Below are 12,210 nucleotides of genomic sequence, written 5' to 3' on the forward strand. Positions count from 1 at the left end.
GGAATGACGCAAGCGTAGAAGTGGAACGATCATTGATCAAAGCCGTGCGCGATATTAATATCATCACGCGCGGTGATTACTAAGGATGAGAAATGAAAGAAACAAAGGAGACGAAAGGGGAGCGGGCGACGAGGCCGGCGGAGCCGGCGCCCGCGGAACGTATCGACCTCAATCTTCTGAACGTGTTCGACGTTGTGATGACAGAACGGCACGTGACGCGCGCGGCCGAGCGCCTGGAGATGACGCAGTCAGCCGTGAGCAATTCGCTCAACAGGCTTCGGGTGCAGTTCAAAGACCAGCTCTTCGTGAAGACGCCCAAAGGTGTGATGCCCACGCCGCGTGCGTTGGCGATGTGGCCGAGAGTGCATCAGGCCATGGAAGAACTGCATGCGGCAACGCATCTGGATGATATGGCCGTCGGCGACACCGATATGCGCTTTCGCATATCGCTCGGCGACCTGTCTGCTTCCCTGCTAGCCCCACATCTCTACCGTGTGCTGGCCGCTCATTCCGCGCTCACCCGTCTGTCGTTCGTTCCGCACGACCCGGCGATGGCGGGCGCGCGGCTCATGCGTGGCGAGGTGGATTTTGCGATTGGCCTTGAGCCTCCGCGGGCGGCGGTTGTCCAAGGGATGCCACTCTGGTCAACTTCGTACCTGATCGCGGGCCGTAAAGGACATCCGCTGTTTGAAAAACCAATCTCACTCGCGTCCTTCTGTGAGACTCCCCAGCTTGCGGTCAATGTCCTTGGCGAAGATGACGCGCCGAGCGCGGTCGACGATGCGCTGGCAAATCGCGGTCTGAAACGAGATGTCCGGTTCTCCGTCAATCAATTTTCCGTAGCCGCTCCGATCTTGCGTGAGTCGGAGTTAATCGCCGTGCTGCCTTCGAGGTTGGCCTTGACATACACGGCGCGCGGCATCATCGAGACACGACCCCTTCCTTTTTCGATTCCGGACGCCGTGCTTTATTTGACCTGGCATCAGCGGAGCAACACGTTACCGTCGCATCAATGGCTCAAACAGCGATTGATCGAAGCAGCAACACAGTTGAACATCGACGCAGAGCGAGAGCTACGTAAAGGATGATGTGACCGATTATTCGTCTCGGTGATGATGCTCATATTCTTGGATACGTTGCATGCGCTTTGTGGGCTGGTTAGCCTCTTTGGGCGACTAGCTGGCGGCCAGTGGAGGAGAATGATCGGGTTTTTGGGAATCTTGCCTCAGCCAGTCTCGCTACCCAATCTAATCGACGAGGCAGCATGCGGCTGGTCAGCTTTTCACACAAAGGGTCCCATAGCTGGGGGGCTCTGACTGAGTCTGGGGTGTACGACTTTAAGGCCTTGTCCGACGGGGAGTGGCCGACTTTGCGCGGCGCCATCGCGGGCCGGGCCCTAGGCCAATTTCGGTCGCTGGTCGCATCCTCGGAAGCAACGTTCCAGTTGCAAGACGTGTCGCTTCAAACCGTGATCCCTGACACTACGACGATCTTCTGTTCGGAAGCGAGTGCTGGCGCCGATTCGGGCAAGAAGCGCGTCTCGATGCACGCGCGACGGGAGGTCGTCATTCGGCTTGCCAGTACCCTGGTTGGACACGGCAATCCGCTGGTGCGCCCGGCGGATTCCGAGCAGTTTGAGTTTCGCGGTCGTCTAGCCGTCGTTATAGGACGCTCCTGCCGACGAGTGCCCGCGGAACTCGCGATCGATCACGTCGTCGGCTATGCACCGTTCGTGGAAACCACTGTCCGCGAATGGCTACGGCCGGGCTCCTCAAGCACCCCGGCAATCAATTTCCCGCTCACCTGTGGAATCGGACCATGGATGAAGATGCGTGAGTCTCCCGGTGAAGAGGCGACCTTCGAGATTGCAACGCGCCTGAACGGTTCCGAAGTGAGCCGTCAGCCAGCGACAGAATTCGAGCGGGAGATCGCAGATTCTATTGCGTACTGTTCGGCGTTCACGACATTGCAACCGGGTGACGTCCTCGTTGTCGGCGGACGTGGCCGGCGGGAACACAATGAAGATCCGACGTATCTTAAACCGGGCGACAACCTCGAACTCGAAATCGCCAACGTCGGCACGCTCTTTCACCCGGTCATTGATGAAGTGCGCTAGGAAATTCCGCTAGCGCGTCGACTTCTTGACGCCGAGTTCCGCCGCCATGAGGTCGGCGCCGACGTTCAATTGCGTTGCCGACTCGAGCAGGCGCTGCTTGAACCATTGATGCGCGGGGAGTGAATTGCTGCGCTGGTGCCAACTGAGCGACAGCACAATGTCCGGGACTGTAAAGGGAAGCGCGCATACGTCGATCTGCTCACGAGCCCGCGCGGTCATGGCGAACCGAGCGGGAAGGGCTGCGATCAGGTCAGAGTCCAAGAGAATCGATGTCGCTACCGAGAATTGATTCACGGTCATGCGGACATTGCGGCTGAGGCCCCGAATCGTGAGCGCATCGTCGATCGGGCTCGGATAATCATCATCGCCGGGCAGGTTGATCGCAAGTTGCGGTGCCTCACAGAACTGCGCAAGCGACACTCGACCCTTCACGACCGGGTGACCCCGCCGGGCCGCGACGACATACGATTCAGACCACAGCGGCATCGACTGAACCACGGACGTCTTGGGCGGTTCGATGCTGACAATGAAATCCACCTCCCCGCGCATCAGCCGCGGTCCGGCAGTCGCCGGATCATGCGGAATGACGAAAATGCTCGCCTCAGGCGCTAAGTCGGCCATGCTCCGATAAAGATGTGGCAGGAGCAGCGATGCGGATAAGTCGCCCATCGACACCCGGAAACGTTGCGCAGTATGTGGGGCGTCAAATCCCGCAGGCAAAACCGTGTCGTAGATGTCCGCGATCGACTGATGAATCGACGGCCACAACGTCATGGCACGAGGTGTCGGGTTCACGCCACGCGCCGATTTCACGAACAACTGATCTTTGAAGAGATCGCGCAGGCGGTTAAGCGCGTTACTTACGGAAGACTGTGTCATCTCCAGGCGTTCCGCCGCGCGCGTCACGTGACGCTCCGTCATTACAACGTCGAATACCCGCATCAAGTTCAAATCCAGGCGCATCCGGGCGGGGTCAATGATTGGCGCTAGAGCGCCGGAAGTAGGCCCGCTCGATGAGGTCATCTTTGTCTCCATTATCATCCTAAACAATGACAATTATATTGCTAACCGCTTTGATCAATGACGCTGACGTGAATATTCTTGGAACCCATCGACACACACGAAGGGTGAAGATCAGTGAATCAAAGCAAGGAGACGCTCGCCAACCTCAAGGCGACGCACGCGTCCGGTCATTCGGATGAATACGACGTAGCGGTCGTGGGCTACGGCCCGGCAGGGGAAGTCCTGGCTTCGACGCTAGGCGCGGCAGGGTTCCGCGTACTCGTGGTTGAACGGTGGCCGCAGCCGTACCCGCTTCCCCGTCTGACGACGCTGGACGGCGAGGTCTGCCGTGTCGTGCAGGCAACCGGCATCGACACAGACATGGCATTTCAGGAAACATCCGTACAAGATGCCTGCCATTTCGTCGACGCCGCCGGTGCGCCGCTAATGGTCGTCAAATACCCGGGGTTGCTGGGTGGGTGGCCGTCGCGCGTCTCGGTGTTTCAACCGGACTTCGAACGGTCAATCGCGGCGAAGGTAGCGACGATGTTGAACGTCGACGTCCTTCGCGGATGGGAGGCGACATCGCTCTCGCAGACGGATGACGTGGTCACTCTCGGCATTGCGCCATTCTCGGAGGAGAGCGGAGTCGAACACAACGCGAGTCGGGTCATCCGGGCCAAGTACCTGGTCGGGACCGATGGCGCGCGTAGCTTCGTGCGTGCGGCGCTGGACATCCAGATGCGTGATTTCGATCTGCACGAGCGCTGGTTGAACTTCGATGCGGAGATCCTCCGTCCGCTTCCGGATGAGCTGCTGAAGCTGAAGATCTTCATGGACCCGGCTCGCCCGCATATGCACATGCCCATCGGCAAACGTCGTCTCCGGCTTGAGTTCCGGGTGATGGAAGGCGAGACCGATGAAGCGATGACCCATCCCGACGTTGCTTGGGATTTCCTCTCCCGACAGCATGGCTTGGGTCCGGAGGACGTACGCATCATGCGTCAGGTGGTCTATCACTATCACACGCGTGTCACTTCGCAATGGCGCACGGGCCGCGTTTTCCTTGCGGGCGATGCAGCGCACACCATGCCGCCGTATATGGGCCAGGGCGGATGCGCGGCCATCCGCGACGGCCGCAACCTCGGCTGGAAACTGGTCGAAGTGCTCGCCGGGCGCAGCACTGATGCGCTGCTGGATGAGTATGGCGCAGAACGCGGGCCACACGTGACCACGTTGGTCATGGCCTCTGATCGCCTCTCGCGTGTTGTGAACATCGTGGATGTCGCTGCGGCCGAAGCACGCAACCAAGGCATGCGAGAAAAGGGTGAGGGACATCCACCAGAGCTTCCGAGCCTGCAGGCCGGTGTCCTCTATCGCGATGCGGCTGGAATCGTCGCTGCAGGAAGCGGACGCTATACGCCGCAGGGCCGCTTGCGCCGTGATGGCATCGAGGATCGCGGCGACCAGTTTCTCGGCGGAGCGTTTCAGCTCTGGTGCCGCAAGGATCCCGCTGCCTTTATCGGCGCCCAGGCGCTCGACATCCTGGATCGGCTCGGCTGCAAGGTCGGTGTCTTCGAGGATGCGACCTCCGAACACGCATTCGAGGACATCGACGGAACCTACCTTTCGTTCCTCGACAGTCTTGATGCTGACGTGGCTATCGTGCGGCCCGACTTTTACCTGTTTGGCGCGGTGAGGGCCAACGGTATTGACGCCTTGGTCGCGGACCTGTTCGTTCGCCTTCACAGCAATTCCATCGGCGAGTCCGTCCGCGCTCCTGCGCAGGTCGTATCCGCTGCCTGAAGAGGACCACTTTCACCATGACTTACAACGTTGGCGGTCTCCGCCTCGAACAGCCGTTCCGTATTCGTCGCATCGGTCACTTCGGTTACCACTCGCCGGACATCAGCGCAACGGTTGCCTTCCTCTCTCAGCAGCTTGGGCTTTCGATCAGCGACGTGGACGATTTCACGTCACGCGTCCCCGGCCTTCCGAAGGAACACGCGACGGGCTACTTTCTTCGATGTGGCACCGACCATCACACGGTGGTGATCGGCAGTCAGATGCTCGTCGACACGCGAGAACCTAACCGGAAGGGAGCCGTCGTAGGCCAGATCTCGTGGCAAGTCGGTAGCCTTCGCGAAGTCGTGGACGGACTCCACTTCCTCGACAAGACCGCGAAGCTGCGACGCGTCGGCCGCGATGCGCCGGGATCGAACTGGCATGCGTATGCCTACGACCCCGACGGATACATCAACGAGATCTTTTACGGCATGGAGCAGGTCGGCTGGGATGGCCGGAGCAAGCCCGAGTCCATGTACGACCGCGCTTTCACGTCGACGCCGCCGCTGCCTCAAATTGGCGAGTACAAGGAGGTCGACCTTGCGCTCAAGCGCGGCGACGATCTCGACGGCTATCGCAACCTCGAACTTCGGGAAGCCAGCTACGACGTCGAAGGCGTGCTCATGCCGCAGCCTTTCAAGCTCGCGCGTCTTGCGCGGATATCGCTCTACGTAGCAGACGTCGAAGCTTCGCTCGGCTTCTATCGCGACGTTCTGGGCTTGAAAGTGAGCGAGCGCGTCAAGATCCATGGGCACGAATGCGTGTTCCTCCGTGCCGACGACGAGCACCACACGCTTGCCCTCTATCCGCGCGACTTGCGCGAGTTGTACGGTTTCGCCGCTGGATGTGCGTTCGCAGTTTCGAGCTATCAGCAGCTCGTTGAGGCACGCCGCTTCCTTCAAACGCAAGGCGTCAGGATTCTTGATCTGCCGCACGAATTGACGCCCGGTATTCACTACGGATTCTGGGTGCAAGGGCCCGATCAGGTGGCCATCCAGATCTTCTACGGGATGGATCGCGTCGACCGCGCGGGACTCGCGCCGCAGCCGCCAGTTTTTCCCGCTTCGCATGACACATGGCCGGAGACCATCGTTCACGGTGGTCCGGCCTGGTACGAACCGCCCTTCATGGGCCCGATTGCCTGAGGACCGAACTATGCCTTTCCTTGATGTACCTAATGCGCGTCTGCGCTACGACGTGGTTGGTGACGGCCCTCCGATGATCTTCGTGCACGGCGCCGGTGCGAATTCAACGGTCTTTTTTCAGCAGGTCGCTCATTTCCAGCGCACCCGTCGCGTGATCTGCCTCGACATGCGCGGATTCGGCGGTTCGATCTGCGACGCCGCTACGTTTCACCCTCGCCTGTTCAGTCAGGATCTCGCACGACTGATGGACGCAGAGGTATCGGAACCTGCTGCCGTGGTCTGTCAGTCGATGGGCGCGTGGTCTGGACTTCCGCTCGCCGTGCGGGAGCCGGAGCGATTCACCGGACTCGTGCTGTCCGGCTCGCCGACGCCTGCCTACGGTCCTCATCACAAAGTGCTCGAGCAGGTATCCGAGCGCTTCCGCCGGGTGGCCGCCGGTGAAGCTGTACCGCCGCAGGATTTGGGCTTCAGCGAGCGCTTCGTCGCCGAGCGTCCAGAACTGATTGCGCTCTACCAGATGCTCGCGCGAATGAATCAAAAAGTTGATCTGTCGACGATCACGGATGCAGAGCTGCGCATCATGCCCGAGCATTTCTCGGACTACCGCGTGCCGACGCTCGTGATGGGCGGCGTACAAAACCGTCTCATCGGTGGTGAGACACACCTTGCGGCCGCGCGTTGCATCCCCGGCGCACGCACCTACACGTTCACCGAGTCGGGTCACTCGTCCTATTTCGAAGAGCCGCAGCATTACAACAGTGTCGTGGAGAACTTCTTCGATGACATCGAAGAGGAACGCGGGGTCGCTGAGAAGGAGTCGGACGCATGCTGAACAAGCCGTCTCTGAGTCTCGCTGATGCGACGCAACTGGTTGACTTGGTGTGTTCGCGCGCGAGCGAACTGGGCATTCCGGTGTCGGTCGCCGTGGTTGACGTGACGACCTATCTGCAGGCGAGCGCGCGGATGGATGGCGCGCCGTTGATGAGCGCCGAGGGTGCGTTCGACAAAGCACGAAGCGCTGCGGAGGGTGGGCATCCGACCACGTTCTTCGAAAAGCCGTTGAACGAAGGGCGCTTCTCGATGCTGAAGCTTCCCCACACGCCGATCGAGGGTGGCGTGCCGGTAGCCGTCGCCGGATTGTGTGTCGGTGCCGTGGGTGTCGCGGGCGCACCGCCGCATCTCGACGCCCAACTCGCGGAATTCGCGATTGCAGAATTCGTGCGTAATCTGAAGGAACAACGATGAAGCTGTCTAGCTTTTCTCATGCCGGTCAAACGAGCTGGGGTGTAGTGACCGATGACGGCATCGTTGACGTCGGCGCGCTTAGCGGCAATCAGTGGCCGACCCTGCGCGATGCGCTCGCGGCAGATGCACTGTCACAGGTGAAGGAGCTTGTACGCAACGCGACACCCACGTTGCAACTGGCAGACGTGACGTTCGAACCCGTCATTCCTAACCCGCCGAAAATCCTCTGCATTGGCGTCGCCTATCACGAGCATCGACTCGAGACGGGTCGCGACGTCACGGCGAAGCCGATGGTTTTTGGGCGCTTCGCGAATTCGCAAGTCGGACATGAGCAAGCATTGTTGCGTCCTCCCGAGTCTGAACAGCTGGACTTCGAAGGCGAAGTCGCGGTCGTTATCGGCAAACGTGGTCGCCGCATTTCGGTCGAGGACGCATGGGATCACATCGCAGGCTACTCCGTGTACTGCGATGCGACGATTCGCGACTGGCAACGCCATACCCAGCAATGGACACCAGGCAAGAACTTTGTCGGCACAGGTGGCGTTGGGCCATGGATGGTGACGCGCGACGAAATCGCTGATGGGACCGACTTGACTCTTTCGACCCGCCTCAATGGCGTCGAGGTCCAGCGCACCACCACGGACCTGTTGATTTTCAGCATCCCGGAGATGATTGCCTACTGCTCGACGTTCACCGAGCTCGAGCCGGGCGATGTCATCGCAACGGGCACCCCCGGTGGCGTCGGCGGCAAACGCAATCCACCGCTCTGGATGAAGGACGGGGATGTTTTGGAGGTCGAGGTCAGTTGCGTCGGTGTGCTCAGGCATCCCGTGCGCAACGAAGCGGCGTAAGTCCGCGCGGGCACCCACCTGCGAACCGACCATATAACGATAAGACGGAGACAACAATGCAACGATACGAAAATCGGCTGCTGGCGATGCTGTTTGTCACCAATGGCTTGCTGTTCTTTGACCGGTTGGCCATCAATTTCCTAACGCCCTACCTGCACGCTGAGTTCAACCTGAGCGGGTTGCAGATAGGCGCGCTGACGTCTGCTTTGTCGCTGACATGGGCCACCTCAGGCATCGTGGTCAGCCGACTTGCCGATCGCCACGCAATCAAGAAACTCGTACTTGTCGTTGCCATCGTCGTCTTTTCCGTCAGCTCGGTGAGCTCAGGCCTCGCCGCTGGTTTCCTGTCGCTGCTCGTGGCTCGCTGTGTGATGGGGGTGGCGGAGGGGCCAGTGTTGCCCGTCGTGCAGACGCTCATGATGGTCGAATCGACGCCCCGGCGTCGCGGCTTCAACATGGGTTTCATTCAGGCAGTGGCAGCGGGCGTGTTCGGATCGCTGCTGGGACCGGCGCTGATCATTCCGCTTGCACACACGCATGGATGGCGTACGGCGTTCTATCTGACCGGCATACCGGGCCTCATCCTCGCCCTCGTACTGTGGCGCTTCGTCAATGAACCGTCGCTCACACGTGTGGCGAGTGCGCTTCATCGCGTCGACGATGCCGAGGCGGAGGTGAAGGCGAAGACGAAGACGAAGACCATTCGTCCGCTTGCCAACCGGAACGTGATGATTTGTGCGGCCATGGCCTGCCTCTTTCTCACGACGTTTTACAGCGTCATGGTCTTCGGCCCGCTTCATCTGATGGCGGGGCGCGGCTACACCGACGGCCAGATGAGCGGTTTCATGATCGCGCTGGGTGCCGCGGCGGTCGTCGGCGGCGCCTTGATGCCGGCATTGTCTGACCGACTTGGACGCAAGCCGACGCTGTTGATTGGATTTCTACTGGCAAGTTCGGCTCCCGCCGTGGTCGCATTCGTGCAGGCTGATTTCACCATCCTATGCGTTGGCATCTTCGTCGCGTGGCTCGGGATGGGGGTGATGCCGGTGATGCTTGCGACCGTCCCGGCCGAATCGGTCGAAGGGGTCTACGCCAATCGGGCGATAGGCTGGGTGATTGGGATCAGTGAGGTCATCGGCGGATGTGTGTCGCCCGTGCTGTGCGGGGCAGCGGCCGACAAGTATGGTGCCAGTGCTCCTTTTGTCGTCGGCATCATATCGGCGGTTCTCGCTGCACTGCTGGTAACTGGGCTGCGGGAGACCGCGCCGGGTCGGGTTGCGCGCGCCGCTGCTCGTTCGTCGACTCCCGATGATGAGCAGGCGCCCTCGACCGTTTCGACTATCTCGTAACAACTCTGCGAGCCTTTCTTTTTGCTGTTCGCAGCTGCAATTTACATCTTCAGGATACGAATCATGGAAAAGGAACTCATCGATCGTCTGGCCATTCGCGATCTCATCGAGAACTGGGCTGTTTGGCGCGACGCGGGCGACTGGGAGCGCTTTGCAACCGTATGGCACGACGATGGCGTGATGATGGCGACCTGGTTTCAAGGTCCCGCACGCGACTTCATTCGCGTTACGCAGGAGGGGTGGAAGAAGGGTGTGAGCATTCTGCACTTCCTCGGTGGCTCGTCGATCGACCTCGCAGGCGATCGCGCCATCGTGCAGACGAAGATGACCATCTCGCAGCGCGGTGATGTTCAGGGCGTGTTGTGCGATGTCGTGTGCACGGGACGCTTCTATGATTTTGTCGAGAAACGCGATGGACGCTGGGGTGTTGTCCTTCGCCAGCCGATCTACGAAAAAGATCGCGTCGACCCGGTGGATCCCTCGGTGCGACTCGAACTCGATCGGAAGGCGCTCGCGGAATTCCCGGTGGGCTATCGCCACCTCGCGTATATCCAGACGCAAATCGGCTACACAGTAAAGCGGGATATGCCCCAACTTACGGGCGCGGAAGTCGAGGCGCTCTATGCACGCGGCGCTCAATGGCTCGCCGGCGAAAAGCTGTAAGGGGAAAGCCGCCATGCGAGTCTTCACGTATACGAGCGCCCATGCGCGCATCTTGTTTGGAGCCGGCCGGGCGGCCGATCTCGCGGATGAAGTGCGCCTGCTCGGCTGCCGCCGCGCGCTGGTAGTTACGACGCCCGAGCAGCGCGATCTCGGTGAATCCCTGGTCGCGGTGCTCGGCAATCTCGCGGCTGCCTATTTCGATGGCGCGACGATGCATACACCCGTCGAGGTCACCGATAGGGCGATGGACAAGCTCCGCAACAGCGATGTCGATTGTCTGATCGCGGCTGGCGGCGGCTCTGCCGTGGGCCTGTCGAAAGCGCTCGCCGCTAGAACCGGGTTGCCTCAGATCGCGATTCCGACGACTTACGCGGGCTCGGAGGTCACGCCCATTCTCGGGGAAACGCAAGGCGGCAGGAAGACCACGCGGCGGGCGCCGGAAATTCTTCCGCGCGTCGTAATTTATGACGTTGATCTCACCCTTTCCTTGCCTGCATCGCTCTCCGCGAGCAGTGGACTTAATGCGATTGCGCACGCGGTCGAAGCGCTCTATGCGAAAGATCGCAACCCGATCGCGTCGCTGATTGCCGAAGATGGGATTCGTGCGCTGGGGGGGAGCCTCCTAGAAATCGCGAAGAATCCGCGAGACCTCGACGCGCGCGCAGAAGCCCAGTACGGCGCGTGGCTCTGCGGTACCTGTCTCGGTACGGTGGGCATGGCGCTGCACCACAAGATCTGCCACGTGCTGGGCGGGACGTTCGATCTGCCGCATGCGCTCACACACTCTGTCGTGCTGCCTTACGTGCTTGCGTATAACGCGCATGCGGCTAGCGGGGCGGTGGCCGGTGTGGCGCGTGCATTGAGCAGCGGACCAGAACCGTGGCAGCACCTTTATCAGATGCTCGAGCGCCTGGGGCTTCCAACGTCGCTGCGCGCGCTCGGCATGCCAGCCGACAAACTCGACGTGACCGCGGATCTCGTGCTCCAACAAGCCTACTGGAATCCACGTCCGGTCGAGCGGGAGTCCTTGTTGCGTTTGCTCGGCGCGGCCTACGAAGGTGTGCCTCCGTCTCCCGATATGTCGTTCTAAAGGCCTCATCATGCGCAACTTCAACGAACACAACATCACCGAAGCCGTTCTCGCGCGCCTTGACGCAAGCCGGTCGTCTCGCGTCAAGGAAATCAGCGGTGCGCTGGTTCGCCACCTGCACGCGTTCGTCCGCGAGGTGCGCCCGACCCAGGACGAGTGGCAACAGGCGATCGCGTTTCTCACGCGCACTGGACAGGTCTGCTCTGATACGAGGCAGGAGTTCATTCTGCTTTCGGACGCCCTCGGCGTGTCGATGCTGGTCGATGCGATCAACCACGAGTTTCCAGGGGGCGCGACGGAAACCACGGTGTTGGGACCGTTCTATGTCGCGGACGCGCCCGAGGTATCTGCCGGAGCCACGATCGGCAAGCAAGAAGATGGCCCGACGATGTTGATCGAAGGTCGCGTGCTGGATACCGCGGGCAGCCCAATCAGCGGCGCAATCGTCGACATTTGGCACGCAGACGCCGATGGCTACTACGACGTACAGAAAAGCCCCACGGCTTATAGCGGTCGTGGACGAGTCAAAACCGATGCTCAAGGCAACTTCTGGCTTTGGGGCACGCTGCCAGCTGCGTATCCGATTCCTGACGACGGCCCTGTGGGAGAGATGCTGGGCCTGCAGGGACGCCATCCTTATCGACCAGCGCACGTGCATTTCATGATCGCTGCGGAAGGCTGCGAGACGCTTGTCACGCATTTGTTCCTGGCCTCCAGTGATTACCTGGATTCCGATGTCGTATTCGGGGTGAAGGATTCGCTGATCGAGCCGGTCATCGAGGTTTCACCGGGAAAAACGCCTTACGGTGCCGTGGTTGAGACCTCGGTGCCCGCCATGAGGCGCGAATTCATCCTCGCGCCGAGGACCCGACCGCGCGAGTGATCTGTTGTACGGCAGGAGATT

12 protein-coding genes are annotated in these 12,210 nt (G+C 60.6%); 11 read left to right on the forward strand and 1 reads right to left on the reverse strand.

The window, feature by feature from the left end; translation table 11 throughout:
• Positions 1-92 precede the first annotated feature (92 nt).
• Positions 93-1,088: a LysR family transcriptional regulator gene (locus tag AWB79_RS30155; RefSeq protein WP_061171101.1), complete on the forward strand. Its 996-nt coding sequence runs from the start codon at positions 93-95 to the stop codon at positions 1,086-1,088.
• A 239-nt stretch (positions 1,089-1,327) separates the two neighbouring features.
• Positions 1,328-2,116: a fumarylacetoacetate hydrolase family protein gene (locus AWB79_RS30160; protein WP_157695878.1), complete on the forward strand. Its 789-nt coding sequence runs from the start codon at positions 1,328-1,330 to the stop codon at positions 2,114-2,116.
• A gap of 9 nt (positions 2,117-2,125) precedes the next feature.
• Here AWB79_RS30160 and AWB79_RS30165 read toward each other — a convergent pair whose 3' ends face one another.
• Positions 2,126-3,139, reverse strand: a complete 1,014-nt coding sequence (locus AWB79_RS30165) for a LysR family transcriptional regulator (RefSeq protein WP_198399127.1) — start codon at positions 3,137-3,139, stop codon at positions 2,126-2,128.
• A gap of 114 nt (positions 3,140-3,253) precedes the next feature.
• Here AWB79_RS30165 and AWB79_RS30170 point away from each other — a divergent pair, with 114 nt between their 5' ends.
• From AWB79_RS30170 to AWB79_RS30210, 9 genes are all read left to right on the forward strand, one after another.
• On the forward strand, positions 3,254-4,924 hold the full coding sequence (locus tag AWB79_RS30170; RefSeq protein WP_061171104.1) for a bifunctional 3-(3-hydroxy-phenyl)propionate/3-hydroxycinnamic acid hydroxylase: 1,671 nt from the start codon (positions 3,254-3,256) through the stop codon (positions 4,922-4,924).
• A 17-nt stretch (positions 4,925-4,941) separates the two neighbouring features.
• Positions 4,942-6,108 (forward strand): VOC family protein, encoded by a 1,167-nt coding sequence (locus AWB79_RS30175; protein ID WP_061171105.1) that lies wholly within the window; start codon positions 4,942-4,944, stop codon positions 6,106-6,108.
• 10 nt (positions 6,109-6,118) lie between these two features.
• Positions 6,119-6,940 (forward strand): alpha/beta fold hydrolase, encoded by an 822-nt coding sequence (locus AWB79_RS30180; RefSeq protein ID WP_063963580.1) that lies wholly within the window; start codon positions 6,119-6,121, stop codon positions 6,938-6,940.
• The gene (locus tag AWB79_RS30185) at positions 6,934-7,353 is read left to right on the forward strand and encodes a GlcG/HbpS family heme-binding protein (protein ID WP_061171107.1); all 420 of its coding nucleotides are present in this window, start codon (positions 6,934-6,936) and stop codon (positions 7,351-7,353) included. Before AWB79_RS30180 ends, AWB79_RS30185 begins: the two co-directional genes overlap by 7 nt.
• Positions 7,350-8,204, forward strand: coding sequence for a fumarylacetoacetate hydrolase family protein (locus AWB79_RS30190; RefSeq protein ID WP_061171108.1), 855 nt, complete (start codon positions 7,350-7,352; stop codon positions 8,202-8,204). Before AWB79_RS30185 ends, AWB79_RS30190 begins: the two co-directional genes overlap by 4 nt.
• 56 nt (positions 8,205-8,260) lie before the next feature.
• The gene (locus AWB79_RS30195) at positions 8,261-9,553 is read left to right on the forward strand and encodes an MFS transporter (RefSeq protein WP_063963581.1); all 1,293 of its coding nucleotides are present in this window, start codon (positions 8,261-8,263) and stop codon (positions 9,551-9,553) included.
• Between the two features lie 63 nt (positions 9,554-9,616).
• Positions 9,617-10,216: a nuclear transport factor 2 family protein gene (locus AWB79_RS30200; protein ID WP_061171110.1), complete on the forward strand. Its 600-nt coding sequence runs from the start codon at positions 9,617-9,619 to the stop codon at positions 10,214-10,216.
• Positions 10,176-11,306, forward strand: coding sequence for a maleylacetate reductase (locus tag AWB79_RS30205; RefSeq protein ID WP_232471062.1), 1,131 nt, complete (start codon positions 10,176-10,178; stop codon positions 11,304-11,306). Before AWB79_RS30200 ends, AWB79_RS30205 begins: the two co-directional genes overlap by 41 nt.
• Positions 11,307-11,316: 10 nt before the next feature.
• Complete coding sequence (locus AWB79_RS30210; RefSeq protein WP_061171111.1) at positions 11,317-12,189, forward strand: intradiol ring-cleavage dioxygenase; 873 nt, start codon at positions 11,317-11,319, stop codon at positions 12,187-12,189.
• Positions 12,190-12,210: the final 21 nt, after the last annotated feature.

The sequence above is a fragment of the Caballeronia hypogeia genome, assembly GCF_001544875.2.
GTDB classification, from domain to species: domain Bacteria; phylum Pseudomonadota; class Gammaproteobacteria; order Burkholderiales; family Burkholderiaceae; genus Caballeronia; species Caballeronia hypogeia.